The sequence below is a fragment of the Armatimonas rosea genome (assembly GCF_014202505.1).
In the GTDB taxonomy this organism is placed as follows: domain Bacteria; phylum Armatimonadota; class Armatimonadia; order Armatimonadales; family Armatimonadaceae; genus Armatimonas; species Armatimonas rosea.
Window position 1 is genome coordinate 1215615 of sequence record NZ_JACHGW010000002.1, and the last position, 18252, is coordinate 1233866.

The following is an 18252-nucleotide window of genomic DNA, read 5'->3' on the forward strand; positions in this document are numbered from 1 at the left end:
GTGTACAATCGTGGGCATGAAGAAGACGCTTGCAATGCTAGTGTTGGCTTTGATCGCGCTGCCCGTGCTGGGAAAGGACTTCTCGATCCACCAGGTGATGGGGAAGACGAGTAGCCAGGTGGATGCCGCGATTGGAAAGCCGCTGAGTATCGGGGAGGGCGGGGCGTTTCGGGAGTACGGCACCAAGCGCTCGGGCTGGTACGTGCGCTTTGCGGGGGGCAAGGCGACAATGGCGACCGTGACCTTTCGCACGGCGTTTCCGAATCCTGAGTCGGCCCTCGCGGCGATTGATATCAAGCCTGGCAAGCAAAAGCCTGCCAAGTCGATGCTCCTCTCTCGGCGTTGGGAGCGGCTAGAGGGCCTCAAGAGCGTGGTCGTGCGCAGCCTCGACGGCAAGCGCTGGGACACGATCGAGATCGAGAAGTAGCCTACGCCTTAAACTCCTTGGTCGCCTCTCGCACGGCCTCGCTGTTCGCGTTTTTATAGCGCCGTGCCAGCTCGCGGCCCTTCTCGTCGTTGGCCGAGGCCAGCACCAGTAAGAGCACCACGCGCTCCGCATCCGTGGTGCTAAAGGCGGTCAGCCAGCGCCGTAGCACCACACGCACCTCCTCGGGGAGTGCTTGCGCCTCGCTCTCGGTGAGGTAGGGCAGAGTCGCAAAGAGCCAGCGCCGTAGCGGGGGCGTGTCGCCGTAGGTCGTGCCGATTGTGCCAAGCAGACGAATCACCTCCACACAGTAGCGCGTCTCCCGCCGGCCCCAGAGCCGCTGGTTCAAGATCGCCGCCACGAGCCGCGTCCGCTTGGTCGGAGTGACCCCAGCGAAGAAGCTCATAATACTAAAGAAGAAGAAGAAGCTACCTGTGAGCACGCTAAAGAAAAAATCCCTTGGTTGATTCTCATGGACGGCTAAGACTAGGGTGACGAGTCCGAGCACGATCCAGCCAAGGGCCAATAGCTTGGGCTGCTTGTAGAAACGCCGACCTGGTGCAAGCTCCTCGATTGCCTGTCGGACAAGCTGGGGAACGAGTGTCTCGGTGGGAAAGGGCTCCGCGAGTGTGATGGCTTCGGAGTCGCGCTCCACGGACTTAAGGCGCTCGAAGAAGTGGCGCTGACCGGGGACTTCTTGCTGACCCTGGAACACCTAGCGTTCCTCCGTCGGGATGGGGAGATTGTGGGGGGACAGGGAGGGCTCGGCGGGGATGGGCAGGGTGGCGTTAGGGACGGCCTTGAGCACCCTTTCCAGTGCGGCATGGTAGCCACTCAGGTCGGTGTAGGTGGATTTTAGGTAGGGAAGGGCGAGCCGGTACTCCGGTGTCCGGTACTTCTCCGCCTGGCGGACGACACACTTCGCGGCCCCCACCTTGACGCCATAGGGGTTGTCACCGGAAACAAATGCCCCGGGGGCCGCCAGAATCTCGATCAGGAGCGTCAGGGGGACCTCGGGAGTACCCTTGAGTAAGACGGCAAGTGCACCGAGGAGGGAATCACGGAGCTGTTCTTCATACGAGGCGGTCTCTTGCCAGAGGTGGAAGATCGGCGCGACAGCGTCCCCCACACCTTGGTAGGCAAGTACGGCGGCGGCGCGGCGGGCGACAAAGGAGCGCTTCAGGGTAAGAGCGGCCAATAGTGCGGCCTTCGCGGCCTCGCCTTGCACGACCAAGCGCTGCGCGATGGCGTGGCGCAGGATGGCATCATGCGTTCCCAGGCGCAAGACTAGCGCACTTGGCTCGGTGGGGAGCATGTCGAGCTGGCGCTGCTGCTCCGCGAGGCTGCTATAGGGAAGTATGGTGAGATCCGTCGTGGGCAGGGCAAGCTCGTAGGCCCTGAGGAGCTGAAGAGCCTTCTTACGGACCACGACGTGGGGGTGTGCGAGGTTGACTAGCAAGGGCTCGATTGCCTCCCCGCCCAAGGCTTCCAGACGGTGTCGCGCAGGCACAGAGGTCTTGGCATCTCGACTACTGGCCAAGATAATCTGCTGAGCGATCTCTTCCGTGGTCATGGTTGCTTCTAGCCTACCCAAAAAGGCACAGGCGTCGCAATCCGGGTATCTTGTGGGCATGGCGATTGTGGCGTATGTTTCGGGGCACGGGCTGGGGCACTCGGCGCGGGAGGTGACGATCCTGAGGGACCTGCCGCCGGAGATTCCGCTCTACATCAAGACCGCCGCCCCCGAGTGGTTCTGGAATGCGGAGGTCAAGCGCCCCTTTACTCTGATCCCGGAGAGCTTCGATGTCGGCTGTCTCCAGACCGACTCCATGACGGTGGACATCGCCGCGACAAAAGCCGCCTGGAGCGAGAGGCAGCGCCGCAACGAGGCCCGCCGCAACGACGAGCGTGCGTGGCTTGAGTCTATCGGCGCACGGCTAGTCCTCACCGATGTGGCGTCGTTCCCACTGACTCTGGGGCTGCCGTCGGTGTGCGTGGCGAACTTCACTTGGGCCGATATCTACGCCGAGTACCCCGGCTTTGCGGCGATTGTGGCGCAGCTAGAGGCCGAGTACGCCCAAGCAACCCTGATGCTGGAGACTGGGCTTGCCCTTCCCATGCCCTACTTCCCCCGCCGCGAGTCGGTCGGGTTGGTGGCGCGGGTGGGGAAGCTGCAGGTTCTTGGGGCGGGGCGCTCCGCTCTGATCTACGCCGGGAGCTGGGGGATGCCCTTTCCCTGGGCGAGCCTGGAGCGCTCCACGGACTGGACCTTCTACACCCTCACGCCCCCGCCCGAGCCCTGGCCGCGAAACCTGGTCGTGCTCTCGCGCGAGGCGCTCCCCCACGAGGACCTCGTGGCCTCCGTGGACTGCGTGATCTCCAAGGCGGGCTACGGCCTTGTGGGGGAGTGCATGGCCGCCGGGACCCCGCTGCTCTACGGCCCCCGATCCGGCTTTGCGGAGTTTGCGGCACTGGACGCGGCACTGCTCGCCTGGGACGGTGGCCTGCGCTTGGAGAGTGAGGCGTTTCTGAGCGCGGCGTGGCCGCTGGAGCAAGTGCCTCCCAAAGGCAGTGTCACCCGCCTCCCCGCCCCCGGGGCCGTGCGCGTGGTCGAGCGTCTCGTGGCGCTCTGGCAAGCGGCCTCTGCGTAGGGCCTTAGCGGAGGGAGCGCACCTGCTGGTAAAAGTTCAGCTGCTGTCGTGGGGACAGGGACAAAAAGAAAGCGCTAAACAGGCCAAGGAGCAGCAGGTTGAGAGCAATGGAGAGCCCGAAGCTCACTTGGAACGTGCTCTTGCGGGTCTTGTGGCGGAGCCCCTGCTGGGCGACCAGCGCGCCCGGCCAGCCTCCTAGGGCACTGAGGAGGTGAAGCTGCTGCTCGGGGACGCGCCAGCGGCTTGCTTGCGCGGCTTTTTTATCGTGGTGGTACTGCCCAAAGAGCACCAGGCTCAGCACCCCATAGACTCCGGGGATCGCTAGGGGCAGGCGATAGGTGTTGCAGGCGAGCGACAGCAGAGCAAGAAAGAGCAGGCTAAACCCCAGGGCGGTAGCGGTCTGCGGTGTCCAGCGGAAGACACTCGGCTCTGCTTCGGTAGCCATAAACGTGACCCGCTTCGCCCGCAGTCGCCCCTGTTCGTCGGTCTCGACGGTCGCCCGGAGCATCTCATCGCCGACGGGCCGGCGGCCCTGGGGAAAGGCGGAGATATGCACAAAGACCTTGGGGTTGCCTTTTAGGGCGGGAAAGGGGACGATAAAGCCAAACCCGCGGGCATCGTCCCAGGAGGTGAGCTTGCCGATTAGCTCCATGCTTAAGGCTCCAGGGTGCTGTGGTGCACCACCTGGTTGCGGCCATGCTCCTTGGCAAAGTAGAGGGCATGGTCTGCGGCATCGACCAGGAGGCTCGGGGCGGTCATCTCGGGGGTGAGGGTCGCCACGCCGATACTGGCGGTGATAGCACGGTGGGGCCACTCGGAGCGCAGGATCAGAGCCCGCAGGCGGTTGCCGACGATCATCGCCTCGGCTGCATCGGTGTGGGGGAGGATGAGCGCAAACTCCTCACCACCGTAGCGTGCCACGGTGTCCGAGAGGCGCGCGGTCTGCGCGAGGGCGTTGGCCATCTGGCGGAGGATCACGTCGCCGGCGGGGTGCCCAAAGGTATCGTTGTAGCCCTTGAAGTGGTCAACATCCAAGATCACCAGAGAGAGAGGGATCTTATAGCGGTGGGCACGCTGCCACTCTTCGTCCATGCGCTTGTCAAAGGCGCGCCGGTTACTTAGCTTCGTGAGGCCGTCTTCTTCGGAGAGCTCACGCAGGCGCTCGTTCTCGCGCTGGAGGGTGCGAAGCCGCTGCACCGAGAAGCGCCGCTCGGCCCGGAGCAAGAGATAGGCCCCCAGCAACGCGAGCGTGAAGAGTGCGGCACGGACAATCGCCTCGGCTTGGAGGCGGCCACTCTCGTACTCAAAGGTGGTATCGCGGAACTTCCCCTCACGCAGGCTATCCCGCTGGACAAGCGCGATGTTGTCTTGGATGGCCCGGCCCGGCGTGTCTAGCTTCTCCAGATTGGTCAGGGCCTGGGTGACCGCGCCCGATTCGCGCAGCTGGACCGTACTCTCCAGCTTGGCTAAGTAGGGGAGGACCTTTGTGGGAAGCTCCGTGATGCGTTGCTGTTGCACCGCGTTGAGGCTCTGGGGAGCGCGTAGGTCCTGGAGGTTCTGCGTGAGCTGTGCATGAACGCGCCGAAAGGTGTTGGCATAGTTAAGGTGGCCGGTCCCGATAAAGGCGGCCTGGCTGGTCTCGGCGAGGCTGAGCTGCGTGGCGATCTCGCTGATCTGGCTCTGGAAGCGAAGCTCCCGCTGCTCTTGGCGAATCTGGTCGCTCCCTCGTAGGGTCAGGGCGGTCCCCACCACCACCGCGACTGCGGTCAGAGCGAGCAGGCCGAGCCAGCGTGCGTTGGTGGGCTGGCGCTCCTGGGGGGCAAGGTCGGGTGCCTCGTGAGGCGGGGGAGCTTCAAGAGTCGGCTGTGGCTGAGTCGCAGCGGCCATAACAGGATCATTCTACCTGTTATTTGTCGGGCTGGGGAGATTATTCTGCCGGGCTATAGACAACCCGGACCTTGCGCACGCGCCGCCCCGTGGTCTCCATCACCGTGAGCTGTGCCTCGCCGTAGGCCACCTGATCGCCCACCCGTGGGTTGCCATTGGTCTGGGTGAGCACCCAGCCACCCACGGTCTCCACCTCGGGCTCCTGCTCTGGGCCGGTGAGCTCCAGCAGGCGCTCCAGCTTCTCCAGCGGCATGCGCCCATCCACTTGGTAGGTGCCATCTGCCGTGGTCTCGATCTCCGGGCGGGTCGGGTCACGCTCGTCCATGATGTCCCCGACAATCTCTTCGAGGATATCTTCCAGGGTGACAATGCCCGCTGTACCGCCAAACTCGTCCACCACGACCGCCATGTGCTGGCGCTGGCGCTGGAGCTCGCGCAGGAGCTGGTCGATCGGCTTGGTCTCCGGCACACGGGGCAGGTCGATGACGATACTCAGTAGGTCTCCGCTCTGGAAGCGTAGCAGGTCCCGGATATGGATCATCCCGATGATATCGTCGGTGGAGCCCTCCTCACAGAGCGGGAAGCGCGTGTAGCCCGAGTTCTCGGCGACCTTGCGGTTCTCATTGAGCGTCCGGTCCGTAGAGAGGAAGACGATATCGGGGCGCGGGACCATGATCTCCTTGGCCTGTCGGTGCGCGAAGTCCAGTACCCGGTGGAGTAGCCCCACTTCTTCCTCACCGAGCTCACCGCCCTCGCCGCTCTGCTCGACAATCAGCCGAATCTCCGCCTCCGAGTGCGTCTCGTCGTCTTCGTGGCCGCTCTTGTAGCCAAAGGGGCGCAGGATCAGCGACGACAGCTTGCCCATGGCGGCGAGGGGGAGCCGGCAGATACGGTAGAAAAGGTCGAGTGGGACAATGGTCTTGAGCAGGATCTTCTCGGCGTCTTTGATGGCCATCGTGGTGGGCACCAGCTCGCCCAGCACGAACTCGATCAGGGTGACCAACAAAATGACGATCAAAGACGCAACCCAGACCGGAAGAGAGTGGAGTATGGGCTGGAGCAGCCCATGGATCGCTTCGTCCCCGACCTTGCCCAGCACCAGCGCACAGACCATCACCCCAAACTTGGTGGCGTGCAGGTAGTGGGAGACATGGCGCGAGGCCTCAAGCGCACGCTCGGCGCCAAACACTTTACGAGCCGCCAGCTCGTCCAGGCGGGTCGTGCGAACCTTGACCAGCGCCAGCTCTGCCGCCACAAAAAAAGCGGTTAAAAAGACAAGCAGGAGGGCCAGGAGCAGCTTTAATAAGTTATCCACGGATTTTAGACGGCCTTCATTATACCAGAGATGCATCTTCCCTGCCCTAGAGCGTTGAAACCGGCATTTAAGAAGGGCGAGCGGATACAATTTTAGCCATGACTCGCTCTCAATTTCTTGGACTGACCAGCGCACTCCTCCTCTCCGGCTGCACCCCGAAGGCTCCCCAGGGTGGGGGAGCACCGGGGCGGGAGACGCTTGAGGTAGGCTTCTTGCCCGTGACCTGCCACCTGACCTGCCCCGTGACCGACTTCGCCTCGCACACCACCACGACGGGAACGACGTTCGAGTCCCGGCGCTTTACGGACTGGCCGACGGTCTCCGATGCCCTCCGCACGGGGGCGCTCAAGGCGACTTTTATGATCGCGCCCATGGCCATGAAGCTCCGTGAGGATGGGGTTCCCTGCAAGATTGTCTATCTTGGGCACCGCGATGGCTCGACCGTCATGGTGCGCAAGGACGATCCCGCTAAGTCCCTGGCCGATCTCAAGGGCAAGACCATGGCGATCCCTAGCAAGTTCTCCAACCAGTACCTGGTGCTCCGCAAGCTCATGGAGGACCAGGGGCTCAAAGAGGACGACCTGAAGTTTGTGGAGATGCCCCCGCCGGACATGCCCACCGCGCTGGCCCAGAAGTCCATCGACTCGTACTTTGTGGGCGAGCCCCACGCCGCCAAGGCCGAGCTCGATGGCACGGGACGCGTCCTCTACCATGCCAAGGACATCTGGCCCCAGTTCATCTCTTGTGTCCTCGTGGTCCGCGACGACCTCGCGAAAGAGAAGCCGGAGGTGGTGAAAGACCTTGTCCGCGGAATCGCTCAGTCCGGGGAGTGGGCCGAGACTCACCGCGACGAGGCCGCGAAGGTGGCCGCGCCCAAGTTTAAGCAGAAGGAGCAGATCATCAAGTTTGTCCTCAACGACCCCGGTCGCGTGAGCTACCGCCAGCTCACCCCCAGCGACCCGGAGATGCAAAAAATTGTCGAGATGGCGGTCAAGGCCAAGATCCTCAAGGCCCCGCTCCCTCTCACCGACTTCCTCGACCGCTCCTTCATCCCCGAGAAGATCGAGGCCGTAAAGCTCGATGTGAAGTAGCCATGCCGTGGATTAAGACAGTCTCCCCCCAGGAGTCCGACGAGGTGCGCGAGGCGATGATGGCCCAGCGCCCGCTCTATCCCGCCGCCTACGCCGGGAGCCCCGAGAGCGCGACCCGGCTCCCACAAGCGGTCCTCGACGAGAGCATCGTGGCGTCGCACTCCCTCATCCCGGAGGCGCTGAAGCACGCTTTCTCCACCTTTGGGGTCCTGATGAACCCGGCGCTTCCCCTCTCGCGCCGGGAGCACGAGCTGATCGCGGCGACTGTCTCGTCGCTGAATGCGTGCTTCTACTGAGTGGAGTCTCACGCAGAGTTTCTGCGTGTCGAGACCCTAGATAGCGCACTCTCAGAGGCGATCAAGCGTGACTGGCGCACCGCCCCCGGCCTCTCCGCGCGCGAGCTCGCCATCCTGACCTATGTCGAGAAGCTCACCCGCCATGCCTATAAGATGGTCGCGGAGGACCTCGACGCGCTCCGGGACGTGGGGCTCGACGATACCGGAATCCTACAGGTGAATCTGATTGCATCGTGGTTCAACTACATCAACCGGGTCGCGGATGGGCTGGGTGTGGGCAAGGCAGAGCGGGCAGTGGGACATGCTACAATGACTCCATGATGCGTTCCGTCTTGGCGCTCCTGGCGCTGCTTCTGGTGGGTCAAGCCCACGCCCAGACCCTGGACTGGGAGAACCCCGCCGTGGTGGGGATCAACAAAGAGGCTCCCCGCGCGGAGATGGCAAGCTTCGACAGCGTGAAGGCCGCCGGAGGCGTCACCCGGGAGGCACCAGGAGCCTACGCCAAGCTCCTCAATGGAAACTGGAAGTTCCACTGGGTCGGAAAGCCCGACGACCGCCCGAAGAACTTTTTTCAGCCGGACTTCGACGACAAGAGCTGGGGGACGATCGCGGTGCCGTCGTGCTGGGAGCTCAAGGGCTTTGGCATCCCGATCTACACCAATATCACCTACCCCTTTGTCAAGAACCCGCCCTACATCGCGCACAACTACAACCCGGTTGGCTCCTACCGGACCGAGTTCACCGTGCCCGAGACCTGGGACGGCCGCGAGGTCTACCTTCGCTTTGGAGGGGTCTACAGCGCGTTCTATCTGTGGGTGAACGGGAAAAAAGTCGGGTTCTCCAAGGATAGCAAGGACCCGGCGGAGTTTGATGTCACCAAGTACCTCAAGCCCGGGAAGAACCTGCTCGCGGTGGAGGTCTACCGCTGGTGCGATGGCAGCTACCTGGAAGACCAGGACATGTTCCGCTACTCGGGGATCTTTCGGGATGTCTGGCTGCACTCGACCCCCAAGGTGCAGATTCGCGACTTTTTCTGCAAGCCGGAGCTCGACGCAAAGTACGAAGACGCTACCCTCAAGACCCGGGTCTGGGTGCGCAACCTCTCCGCGGAGCGCTCAGGGAGCCGCAAGCTGGAGATGAGCCTCTACGATAGCGGCGGGAAGCGAATCGGGCTGACCGAGGCGCTCCTCGATAGCTTCCCCCGTGGCCAGGAGCGTAGCGCCGAGGTGCGTCTCAAGGTGGAGAACCCCGCGAAGTGGACCGCCGAGACTCCCAATCTCTACACGGTCGTGCTGGCGCTCAAAGACGAAAACGGCGCGGTGCAAGAGGCGACCGCGACCCGCGTGGGCTTTCGGAAGATCGAGTGGAGGTCGGGGGTCTTTACGATCAATGGCCGACCGGTGAAGATCAAGGGCGTCAACCGCCATGAGCACGACCCAGACTCGGGGAGAACCGTGCCGCTGGCGCGCATGATCCAGGACATCCGCCTGATGAAGCGCTTCAATATCAACACTGTGCGTTGCGCCCACTACCCCAACGATCCCCGCTGGTACGATCTGTGTGACCGCTATGGGCTCTATGTGATCGACGAGGCCAATATCGAGAGCCATGGGATGGGCTACGGCAAGGAGAGCCTCGGGCACGATGTGGCCTGGCAGAAGGCGCACCTCGACCGCACCGAGCGCATGCTCCAGACCCATAAAAACCACCCGAGTATCGTCATGTGGTCCCTGGGCAACGAGGCCGGCCCCGGTGTGAACTTTGCCGCGACATCGAAGCTTGTCCACGCACTGGACCCGTCGCGCCCCGTGCACTACGAGCGCGATAACTCGGTCACCGATGTCGATAGTGTCATGTACCCAACAGTGGACTACATTGTCGCCGAGGGCAAGCGCAAGTCCGACAAGCCGTTCTTTGTCTGTGAGTACGCTCATGCGATGGGCAATGCCGTGGGCAACCTCGCGGAGTATGTCGCTGCCTTTGAGAGCTCCCCGCGCAACATGGGGGGCTGTATCTGGGACTGGGTGGACCAGGGGCTGACCAAGCGCGCGCCCGGTGGCGAGACCTACTATGCCTACGGCGGCGACTTCGACGACAAGCCCAACGACGGCAACTTCTGCTGCAATGGCCTTGTCCCGCCGGACCGCACCCCGACTCCCAAGCTCTACGAGGCCAAGAAGTGCTACCAGAATATCGCCATCACCGCGGAGGACCTTGCGGCGGGGCGGATTCAGGTGACCAATAAGTTTAGCTTCACCAACCTCAAAGAGTATGTCCCGCACTTCGTGGTGACGCAAGATGGCAAGTCGATCTCGGGGGGGGACCTTGCGCCGCTAAACTGTGCGCCGGGCGAGACCGTGAGCGTGACCCTGCCGCTGAAGAAGCCGAGCCTCAAGCCCGGAGCGGAGTACTTTGTGACGGTCTCGTTCCGCCTCAGCGCCCGCACCGACTGGGCAGAGGAGGACCACGAGATCGCCTGGGAGCAGCTGCGCCTTCCCTGGCAGGCACCACCCGCGCCATTTGTCTCGCTGGCTCCGCTGGACCCGAGCGGGCAGTGGGTGATCAACCTCCAGAAGTACGGCCCCGGCAGGATCGCCTTCACGCGCAACGGGGCCAACTTTGAGTTTGTCTTCAACCGCGACACGGGGATCCTGGAGAGGCTGACCCAGAACAAGAAGCTCGTGCTCTCCGGGCGAGGCCTGACCCTCAATGTCTACCGGGCCCTCACCGACAACGATAGCTGGCTGCGCAGGGACTTCTTTGAGTCCGGGCTCTCGAACCTGACCCCCACCGTGGAGTCGTTCTCCTACAAGAGCTCCGCCGATAGCGGCACGATGACCGTCACCGTGAAGTCCAAGTGGCTGGGCTTTAAGGGCAATGGGCTTGCGCTCTCCGCGCTCTACACCCTCCTGCGCGATGGCACGGTCTTGGTGGACTGGAAGCTCGATCCGATTGGGAATCTGCCGTCGCTGCCCCGCCTAGGCGCACGCTTCTCGGCACCGGCCAACTACGCCAACATGACCTGGCTGGGGCGTGGCCCCAGCGAGTCCTACCCGGACCGCAAGAGCGCGATGGATATCGGCCTCTGGAGCAAGTCGGTGAAGGACCAGTATGTCCCCTATGTCCGCCCGCAGGAGAACGGCAATAAAGAGGACTGCCGCTGGTCCGCGCTCCTGGACAAGGACAACACCGGTCTACTGATTGTCGCCGAGGACGAGCCCCTGGCGATGTCGGCGAGCAACTTCCTCCCCGAAGACCTCGACAACGCCCGCCACCGTCAGGGCGAGGAGAAGAAGTACAACAAGCTGGTGCCGCGCAACGAGGTCAACTTCTGTGTGGACTGGCTCCAGATGGGCCTGGGGGGCGCATCGTGCGGCCCCGGCCCGCTGGGCAAGTACCTCTGCAAGCTCGACAACACCGCCCAGCTACGCTTCTCCCTGCGGCCCTTCACTCCCAAGCTCGGGGACCTCGCCAGTGTCGCCCGCCGCCGCCTCCCGCTGACCGCCACGCCGCTGGTGACCCGTGGGGAGGACGGCAAGCTCGTGCTAAGCCACAAGCAGCCCGATGCGGTCGTCCGCTACAGCCTCAACGGTGCCCCCGAGCAGACCTATACCGGCCCGATCTTCTCGCCGGGCGCGACCACGATCACCGTGCGTGCGACGCTGGTCGGTCTTCCCGCCAGCGAGCCGGTGACCCTGAGCTTCCCCGAGATCGTGCCCGTCGCCCGCCTCAGCCGCACCGGCTGGCGTGTGAGCGCCGATAGTGTCGAGCCGGGTGAGGGTGAGGTAGGCAATGCCTTCGACGGTGACCCAGAGACCTTCTGGCACACCGAGTGGAGCCAGCGCGAGCCCGCCCCGCCGCACACGCTGACGGTCAACCTGGGGAGCGAGCAGGCACTCACGGGCATTGAGTATCTGCCGCGCCAGGGACAGGCCAATGGCCGCATCGCCCGCTACCGAGTCGAGGTGAGCCGCGATGGGCGGAGCTGGACCGTGGCTGCCTCGGGGAGCTTCCCTAGCACCACCAAGGCCCAGCGTGTCCTCTTCGCCACCCCGACCCGTGCGCAGTTCGTTCGTGTGGTTGCGCTCTCGGAAGTGGGTGGCCACAACTGGTCCGCGATCGCGGAGCTGAATGTACTAACAACCCCGGCCCCCTAGCCCCCACACGTGGGGAAACGAAAGGAAAGCCTCGCTGCCCCTACGCCGGGTGGGGGACGCGGGGGAGAAATATGGCAATTTTAGAATCGTTGTTTGGTTTAGAAGGTAAGGTCGCGCTGGTGACGGGCGCGAGTGGTGGCATTGGCTCGGCGATTGCGCGGGCGTACGCCGAGGCAGGAGCGACCGTGGTCCTCAACGGAACCCGCCGCGAGAAGCTGGAGGCGCTGGCGGAGGAGATCGGGCTCCCCGACAAGACCGTGATCATGCCCGCCGACCTCTCCACCCGCGAGGCCTGCCTGAGCCTGATCGCGCAGATCGAGAGCGAGCTGGGGCGGCTGGACATCCTGGTCAACAACGCCGGGATCAACCGCCGCAAGCCGGTCACGGACTTCACCGAGGACGACTACCGGACGATCCTCTCCGTGAACCTGGACGGGGTCTTCTTCCTCTCCCAGGCGGCCCACCCGCTGCTGAAGAAGAGCGGTGGTGGCAAGATCATCCAGATCGGCTCGATGACCAGCTATATCGGCCTGGGAAATGTGGCGGTCTATGGCATGACCAAGTCCGCGATCGGGCAGCTCTCCAAGACCCTGGCGGTGGAGTGGGCCAAGGACAATATCCAGGTCAACTGCCTCTGCCCCGGCTTTATTGTCACGCCCCTCACCGAGGCCGGGATGTTCTCAGACACCAAGAAGGTCAACTGGCTCCTGAGCCGCATCCCCGCGCACCGCCCCGGAACCCCCGCCGATCTGATCGGGACCGCCCTGCTCCTCGCCTCGCCCGCCTCGGCCTATATCACCGGGCAGCTGATCGCGATCGACGGTGGCTTCCTCGCTGGCGGGAGCTGGGACAACCCGTAGCCGTGCGGAAATCCGCAACACTCCCCGAGGGACCCGGCCTCGCGGCTGCCTTTCCCGGCGACCGCGGGATTGCCCGCCATCCCTCGGTGGTGCTCGCGGAGGACTTCGAAAACGCAACCCTGGCGTCGCTGGGTAAGACCTGGTCGGATATCTCCAACAAGGGCGGCAAGCCCCTGGTGCTGGAGACCGATCCCGGCACCAGGAGGCGTGTCCTCAAGATCACGGCGACCCTGGGGCAGGACAGTGGAGGACATCTCTTCACGCTCCTGCCTCAGGCCGCTGAGACTCTCTTTGCGCGCTTCTATGTCCGCTTCGAGCCCGATGCGGACTATATCCATCACTTTGTCTGGATGGGGGGCCACAACCCCGGCACGCGCTGGCCCAACCCCCAGGCGGGGAGCCGGCCCCAAGGCGACGACCGCGTGGCGGTGGGGATCGAGCCCTATGGGGATAGTGGCCGCTTCGCCGCACCCGGTGCGTGGAACTTCTATACCTACTGGCACGAGATGAAAAAGAGCGGCGATGGCAAGTTCTGGGGGGCAGCGATCGCGCCCGAGACCAAGCCGCTCCTGGTCCCCCGTGGGCGCTGGCAGTGTGTCGAGTTCATGATAAAGCTCAACTCTCGCCCGGAAAAGTCCGACGGTGCGCTGGCGCTCTGGCTCGACGGTAAGCTTGCGATGCATGTCGCCCCCGGTGTCCGGCGTGGTCCCTGGACCGGCCTTGGCTTCACCCTCCCCGAGACCGGCGGTGAGCCCTTTGAAGGCTTTCGCTGGCGGACGAGCAAGGACCTGCTCCTCAACTACTTCTGGCTGGAGCACTATGTCACGGAGGAGGCGCTACGCCGTAACAAGAGCCGCCTCAAGCCCACCAACGCGGTCTGGTTCGATGATATCGTCGTTGCCTCAGAGTACATCGGGCCGCGATCCTAGGCCGGCGCACGGTGCTGGGGAGTGGGAAAATAAACAAAAATAAACACTCGGAATTCTGTAACTTTTCCTGGCTAGGACTGTCTGAGGGGGGACAAGAGGGAGAGAAGGAGAAAATGGCCTCGGAGCGACTCGAACGCCCGACACTCGGTTCCGAAGACCGATGCTCTATCCGCTGAGCTACGAGGCCTGAAACTCCAGCTGGTTGGCTGGCCTGCCGATTATATCACGACACGGAAAAAAAATCTCACCCTAGTAGCAATTCGAGGGAACTTTCTTAAAGAGACTTCGTACTATTAGGGAAGAATTTAGCAGGGAGTCGCCACCTACTATTCTGGGGGAACCCAAGGGGGCACGCAAGATGCTGGTGATGGAAACTACACAAATACAAGAAGAAGAGATCGTCCTGACGGCACAGGGGCGACAGCGTATCGAAGAAGAGCTGGATCGTCTGGTTACCGTAGAGCGGCACGAGGTCGCAGCGCGTATCCGGGACGCTAAGGACTATGGAGAGCTCACCGAGAATGCGGAGTACGAGGCGGCCAAGAATGCCCAGGCATTTGTTGAGGGGCGAATCATCGACCTCAAGAGTATCCTGGTGCGGGCACGGGCGCTGCGCTACGAAGACATTCCCACGGACTATGTCGGGCTAGGGGGGATTGTCACGATCCAGGACAAGGACTTCGGCGATGACTGGACCGTCACCCTGGTCTCGTCGTTTGAGGCCGACCCGGACAACGACCTGCTCTCCGACGAGTCTCCGATTGGGAAGGCGCTGCTTCGAAAGCGGGTCGGGGACACCGTTGAGGTGAAGACCCCGGATGGGATCATCCGCTACGAGATCACCTCGATCACCAAGTAGCCCTCTCACAAGCCACTAAGGCCGCAGGCCGCTTATCCGAGCAAGGAGAGCGGCCTGCTGTGGTTTTGGGCGTGGCAGAGGGCGCAGTCGGTACGAGCGCGACTCCTCCTTCCCTAGCACCACATTGACGGTGTACTGCTCGCCGCCTCGCTGGTAGCGTAGCGTGAGGGAGTCGCCGGGGACCCGCTGCGCGAGGAGACCCCCTTGGAGATCGTCGAGGCCCAGCAAGAGATCCCCTGCACGGAGCCCCGCCTGCGCCGCCGGTCCCTGCGGCACCACGGACTTGAGACGAATCTGACCTGCCGCGGCTGCCTCCCAGGTGAGCCCCAGGGTCGCGGTCTCTGTCACGGACTCATCCACAAAGATTCCGCCCGCCTCCAGAGTCTCCTTGATGGGGAGCTCCTCCGTGGAGCGCAGGGCACGGTTGAAGAACGCAGAGAGGTCTGCCCCGGCGAGCCGCGCGGCCGTGCGCTCGATCTCACCGTCGCTGTAGCCCCGACCGGTCTTCTGGCACTGGGCGAGGAGCGCCTTGAGGACATCCTCCAGCCCCACACGGTTCTCTGTCCTGCGGCGCAGCTCGGTATCGAGCAGCAGTCCCACCACCAGGCCCTTGTTGTAGTAGGAGAGCCCCCCGTAGCCCTCGGACTCGTTCTCGCTCTCCCAGACCTTGAGCGAGGTCTCCTCCAAGGTCACCTGGTGGCGCGCCGGGTTGCACATGAGCTGGGTGAGCTGCTCGGCCTGGTAGCCCAGCCAGAAGCGCTGGGTCGCAAGCCCCGCCTCCACGACCACCCGTGGCGCGAAGTAGTCCGTGACCCCCTCGGCAAACCAGAGGTCTTTGACCCGCACGGGGCGCGTGTAGTCAAAGGGGCCCAGGGCTGCGGGACGAATCCGCTTGACGTTCCAGGCGTGGATAAACTCATGGGCCACAATGGCGAAGTTATCGCCATCGGGTCGGTCTAGGTTGGAGGGATCGATCCTAAGAACCGTGCAATTGAGGTGCTCCAGCCCGCCGGAGAAGCCTCCCTCGTTGGCAAAGTGAAAGAAAAAGCTGTAGCGCTCAAAGGGGGGACCGCCGAGGAGCTTGATACCTGCCTGAGCGATCTTAAAGACGCCGTCGGCCCAGCGGCGGTAACGCGCGGGTTCCCCTCCAACCATGACGACCGAGACGGGAACTCCCTCGATGGTCTGCTGGTAGCGGGTGAAGGTGCCTAGCTCGGCGGGCTGGTCGATGAGCGTATCGTAGTTGGGCGCAGTGAACTGGTGCGGCTGGCCTGGAACCGGGGTATTGGCACTGGCGACCTCCCAGCCCTCAGGAACCGTGTAGCGCACCGAGCAAGGGGTCTCTTTGCCCTCGACCACATAGGCGAGGGTCGCCGGTCCTGGGACAAAGCCATGCTTCTGGTCGAGGTAGGGCTCAAAGAACCCAAAGCCGGTGTCGCTTGCCTTGACATCGTAGGAAAACGTCACCGCTTTACTGCCCTTGACGGCGACTTGCCAGGTGCGGGCATCGAGCTGTTGGACGGTGAGTGGGCTCTGATTGGGGCCTTGGACGGCGAAGTGGCTGAGGTTGCGCTCGTTGCCGCGCAGGACATACCAGCCCGGTGTCCAAGCGGGGAGCTGAAAGGTGAGTGTCTGGGTGCCTTCTGTGAGCCCTTCGGCACGCAGGGAGACATGGAGGCGTCTCTCTTGGGTATCCGCTACCGTGACCGTGTAGGCGACATGCGCAGGGGGAGCGGGCAGGGCCGGAGCACTCATACCCGTCGCCGGGGACGTCTCCGTGGGGTGGGAGGGACGGGTTCCTCCGAGAGCAGGTCCTTGAGGTGGCGCAGCGCGCGCTGCTGGAGGCGTGAGACATGCATCTGGGAGATATTGAGCCGCTGGGCGATCTTGGCTTGGCTGAGCTCGTCGTAGAAGCGCAGAGAGATCACCTCACGCTCGCGGTCTCCAAGGGCATTGAGCGCCCCGCGCAGGTCGCCGTAGCGCTCGAACTCGTTCAGGAGCCGGTCGGGTTGCCCGACAATATCCTGCATTGAGGCACCTTCGGTGGGGGTGCCGGTCTCGAGGTAGGTGTCTAGGGAGAGGAGGTTGCCCACCTCCTGAGACTCCATGGCGAGCAGGATGTGCTCCTCAGAGACATCGAGGCGGATCGCCATCTCCTGTGGGGTAGGGGTTCGACCGAGCGCTAGGGTCAGCTCCGTGGCGACCCGGCGGATCGCCTGCTGGAGCTCCTGGAGCCAGCGTGGAATCTTGATCCCCACGGCCTTATCGCGGAAGTAGCGGCGGATCTCTCCCAGGATGGTCGGGGTGGCGTAGGTGGAGAAGCGCGTCCCTTGCGACGGATCGTAGCGGTCGAGGGCATTGATCAGCCCGATCGTCCCGACCTGGATCAAGTCCTCCAGGGGCTCGTCGCCGCCGGCAAAGCGGGCCGCAATCGAGCGAACCAGGCGCTGGTGCTGGAGGATGAGCGCATCGCGAAGCTCGGGGTTGCGGGTGATGGCGTACTCGTAGGAGAGGCGCTCCAGCTCCCCCGAGGAGATAAACTCTCGGAGCACGGGAGGCAAGGGACCGGCATACGACCGGGTTGGGTTATTGAGTACGCTGTGCATGGCCATCTAAACCGATTCTATCCTACACGAAAAAGTTTCCGTATTAAGAGATTTCACACTGCCAACTATTGCACACCTCGTCGGACTACGGGAATTAGTGCATCTCCGACGAGTGCCCGGGGAAGGCCTTGGACGCGGGGTCTAGGAAGGTCTTGGCGAAGTTGGCCGCGGTTCCTGCCTCCCCAACACCCGTGGCAATGAGCTTGAGCTTGCCGACATAGCTACAGATATCCCCCGCGGAGTAGACCCCGATAATATTGGTGCGCATCGTGCTGTCTACCTTGATGGTGTTTTTCTCCAGGGCGAGCCCCCACTCTTTGATGGGGCCAAGGTTGGTCAAGAAGCCCAGGTTGAGCAGGACCTCATCACACTCGACCCGCTCCTCTTCGCCCGTGCGGTTGTCGAAGATCGTCACCGCCTCCAGGTGCTCCTCCCCGTGCAGGGCCTTGAGCTCATAGAACGTACGCAGCTCGACACTCTCGAGATCCTGGACTTTTTGGATGGAGTCTTCGTGAGCTTTGAAGCGGTCGGAGCGGTGGATCTGGATACAGGACGCCGCGCTGGGGCCGAGTGCTAGGGACCAGTCAAAGGCCGAGTCGCCGCCCCCGACAATCACCAAGCGCTTACCCTTGAGCGAGGCCGGATCGGTGACAAAGTAGTGCACCCCGAGGCCCTCAAGGCGATCCAGATCAGGGATATCCATCTTACGGGGAAGAAACGCTCCCACACCCGCCGCCAGCAAGACCGTCTTGCTGTAGTGGACCGCACCCTTATCCGTGGTGAGCTGCAGGTAGCCCCCCGCCGCAGTATCGTCCCCGACCCGCTCCAGCCCCACGACCTTCTCACTCAGGCAGAGGGTCGGGTTGTACTGCAATGCCTGATCGGCAAACTGTGCGACCAGGTCCTTTGCCAGCACCTTGGGGAAGCCACCCACATCGTAGATATACTTCTCCGGGTAGAGTGCCGAGAGCTGGCCCCCAAGCTGTGGCATCGAGTCGATCAGCTTGGTGCGCATCTGCCGCAGGCCCGCGTAGAAGGCCCCGAAAAGCCCCGTCGGTCCGCCGCCAATAATCGTAAAGTCGTAGAGATCCATAGGTTAAACAGACGCAAAAAGCCGCGCATCCCACTCTCGGGTGCGCGGCTTTGCTGATCCGATTATATCACATCTCGCAATGTC

17 protein-coding genes and 1 tRNA gene are annotated in these 18252 nt (G+C 63.2%); 9 read left to right on the forward strand and 9 right to left on the reverse strand.

The window, feature by feature from the left end; genetic code table 11:
• Window positions 1–16 precede the first annotated feature (16 nt).
• Window positions 17–427, forward strand: a complete 411-nt coding sequence (locus tag HNQ39_RS13485) for a hypothetical protein (RefSeq protein WP_184196779.1) — start codon at window positions 17–19, stop codon at window positions 425–427.
• A gap of 1 nt (window position 428) precedes the next feature.
• Here the strand turns inward: HNQ39_RS13485 and HNQ39_RS13490 are convergent, their stop codons facing one another.
• A complete protein-coding gene (locus HNQ39_RS13490) occupies window positions 429–1139 on the reverse strand; it encodes a hypothetical protein (RefSeq protein ID WP_184196782.1) in 711 nt (236 codons plus the stop codon).
• Window positions 1140–1997 carry a hypothetical protein gene (locus HNQ39_RS13495; protein ID WP_184196785.1) on the reverse strand — a complete coding sequence of 286 codons (858 nt, stop codon included), beginning with the start codon at window positions 1995–1997 and terminating at the stop codon, window positions 1140–1142.
• Window positions 1998–2055: 58 nt separating this feature from the next.
• On the opposite strand from HNQ39_RS13495, the gene HNQ39_RS13500 reads away from it, so the two are divergent.
• Complete coding sequence (locus tag HNQ39_RS13500) at window positions 2056–3075, forward strand: hypothetical protein (protein WP_184196788.1); 1020 nt, start codon at window positions 2056–2058, stop codon at window positions 3073–3075.
• 4 nt (window positions 3076–3079) lie between these two features.
• Here the strand turns inward: HNQ39_RS13500 and HNQ39_RS13505 are convergent, their stop codons facing one another.
• The 3 genes from HNQ39_RS13505 to HNQ39_RS13515 are packed head-to-tail and all read right to left on the reverse strand — an operon-like array spanning window position 3080 to window position 6277.
• Complete coding sequence (locus HNQ39_RS13505) at window positions 3080–3727, reverse strand: DUF1294 domain-containing protein (protein WP_184196792.1); 648 nt, start codon at window positions 3725–3727, stop codon at window positions 3080–3082.
• 2 nt (window positions 3728–3729) lie between these two features.
• Window positions 3730–4962, reverse strand: coding sequence for a diguanylate cyclase (locus HNQ39_RS13510; protein ID WP_184196795.1), 1233 nt, complete (start codon window positions 4960–4962; stop codon window positions 3730–3732).
• A 40-nt stretch (window positions 4963–5002) separates the two neighbouring features.
• Complete coding sequence (locus tag HNQ39_RS13515; RefSeq protein WP_184196798.1) at window positions 5003–6277, reverse strand: CNNM domain-containing protein; 1275 nt, start codon at window positions 6275–6277, stop codon at window positions 5003–5005.
• Between the two features lie 98 nt (window positions 6278–6375).
• On the opposite strand from HNQ39_RS13515, the gene HNQ39_RS13520 reads away from it, so the two are divergent.
• The 6 genes from HNQ39_RS13520 (at window position 6376) to HNQ39_RS13545 (ending at window position 13610) form a co-directional block, all read left to right on the forward strand.
• Window positions 6376–7368, forward strand: coding sequence for an ABC transporter substrate-binding protein (locus HNQ39_RS13520; RefSeq protein WP_184196801.1), 993 nt, complete (start codon window positions 6376–6378; stop codon window positions 7366–7368).
• Window positions 7369–7370: 2 nt separating this feature from the next.
• Complete coding sequence (locus HNQ39_RS13525; protein ID WP_184196804.1) at window positions 7371–7664, forward strand: carboxymuconolactone decarboxylase family protein; 294 nt, start codon at window positions 7371–7373, stop codon at window positions 7662–7664.
• Window positions 7665–7985, forward strand: coding sequence for a carboxymuconolactone decarboxylase family protein (locus tag HNQ39_RS13530; RefSeq protein WP_221289995.1), 321 nt, complete (start codon window positions 7665–7667; stop codon window positions 7983–7985).
• Window positions 7982–11821: a beta-galactosidase, LacZ type gene (lacZ, locus tag HNQ39_RS13535; RefSeq protein WP_184196807.1), complete on the forward strand. Its 3840-nt coding sequence runs from the start codon at window positions 7982–7984 to the stop codon at window positions 11819–11821. Before HNQ39_RS13530 ends, lacZ begins: the two co-directional genes overlap by 4 nt.
• 71 nt (window positions 11822–11892) lie before the next feature.
• Window positions 11893–12681, forward strand: coding sequence for an SDR family NAD(P)-dependent oxidoreductase (locus HNQ39_RS13540; RefSeq protein WP_184196810.1), 789 nt, complete (start codon window positions 11893–11895; stop codon window positions 12679–12681).
• 2 nt (window positions 12682–12683) lie between these two features.
• Entirely contained in the window at window positions 12684–13610 is a 927-nt protein-coding gene (locus HNQ39_RS13545) for a hypothetical protein (RefSeq protein ID WP_184196813.1), read from the forward strand.
• Window positions 13611–13724: 114 nt separating this feature from the next.
• Here the strand turns inward: HNQ39_RS13545 and HNQ39_RS13550 are convergent.
• A tRNA-Arg gene (locus HNQ39_RS13550) sits at window positions 13725–13797 on the reverse strand.
• A 180-nt stretch (window positions 13798–13977) separates the two neighbouring features.
• On the opposite strand from HNQ39_RS13550, the gene greA reads away from it, so the two are divergent.
• The gene (gene greA, locus HNQ39_RS13555) at window positions 13978–14469 is read left to right on the forward strand and encodes a transcription elongation factor GreA (protein WP_184196816.1); all 492 of its coding nucleotides are present in this window, start codon (window positions 13978–13980) and stop codon (window positions 14467–14469) included.
• Between the two features lie 15 nt (window positions 14470–14484).
• Here greA and HNQ39_RS13560 read toward each other — a convergent pair whose 3' ends face one another.
• The 3 genes from HNQ39_RS13560 to HNQ39_RS13570 form a co-directional block, all read right to left on the reverse strand.
• On the reverse strand, window positions 14485–16224 hold the full coding sequence (locus HNQ39_RS13560; RefSeq protein WP_184196819.1) for a M61 family metallopeptidase: 1740 nt from the start codon (window positions 16222–16224) through the stop codon (window positions 14485–14487).
• Window positions 16221–17081, reverse strand: coding sequence for a SigB/SigF/SigG family RNA polymerase sigma factor (locus HNQ39_RS13565; protein ID WP_184196821.1), 861 nt, complete (start codon window positions 17079–17081; stop codon window positions 16221–16223). The genes HNQ39_RS13560 and HNQ39_RS13565 overlap by 4 nt, the downstream gene beginning before the upstream one ends.
• Before the next feature lie 88 nt (window positions 17082–17169).
• A complete protein-coding gene (locus HNQ39_RS13570) occupies window positions 17170–18168 on the reverse strand; it encodes an NAD(P)/FAD-dependent oxidoreductase (RefSeq protein ID WP_184196824.1) in 999 nt (332 codons plus the stop codon).
• Window positions 18169–18252: the final 84 nt, after the last annotated feature.

Coding starts and splice junctions, on each gene's coding strand:
- HNQ39_RS13485 (WP_184196779.1), top strand. CDS start 17: ATGAAGAAGACGCTTGCAATGCTAGTGTTGGCTTTGATCGCGCTGCCC.
- HNQ39_RS13495 (WP_184196785.1), bottom strand. CDS start 1,997: ATGACCACGGAAGAGATCGCTCAGCAGATTATCTTGGCCAGTAGTCGA.
- HNQ39_RS13500 (WP_184196788.1), top strand. CDS start 2,056: ATGGCGATTGTGGCGTATGTTTCGGGGCACGGGCTGGGGCACTCGGCG.
- HNQ39_RS13505 (WP_184196792.1), bottom strand. CDS start 3,727: ATGGAGCTAATCGGCAAGCTCACCTCCTGGGACGATGCCCGCGGGTTT.
- HNQ39_RS13510 (WP_184196795.1), bottom strand. CDS start 4,962: ATGGCCGCTGCGACTCAGCCACAGCCGACTCTTGAAGCTCCCCCGCCT.
- HNQ39_RS13520 (WP_184196801.1), top strand. CDS start 6,376: ATGACTCGCTCTCAATTTCTTGGACTGACCAGCGCACTCCTCCTCTCC.
- HNQ39_RS13525 (WP_184196804.1), top strand. CDS start 7,371: ATGCCGTGGATTAAGACAGTCTCCCCCCAGGAGTCCGACGAGGTGCGC.
- lacZ (WP_184196807.1), top strand. CDS start 7,982: ATGATGCGTTCCGTCTTGGCGCTCCTGGCGCTGCTTCTGGTGGGTCAA.
- HNQ39_RS13540 (WP_184196810.1), top strand. CDS start 11,893: ATGGCAATTTTAGAATCGTTGTTTGGTTTAGAAGGTAAGGTCGCGCTG.
- greA (WP_184196816.1), top strand. CDS start 13,978: ATGGAAACTACACAAATACAAGAAGAAGAGATCGTCCTGACGGCACAG.
- HNQ39_RS13560 (WP_184196819.1), bottom strand. CDS start 16,224: ATGAGTGCTCCGGCCCTGCCCGCTCCCCCTGCGCATGTCGCCTACACG.
- HNQ39_RS13565 (WP_184196821.1), bottom strand. CDS start 17,081: ATGGCCATGCACAGCGTACTCAATAACCCAACCCGGTCGTATGCCGGT.
- HNQ39_RS13570 (WP_184196824.1), bottom strand. CDS start 18,168: ATGGATCTCTACGACTTTACGATTATTGGCGGCGGACCGACGGGGCTT.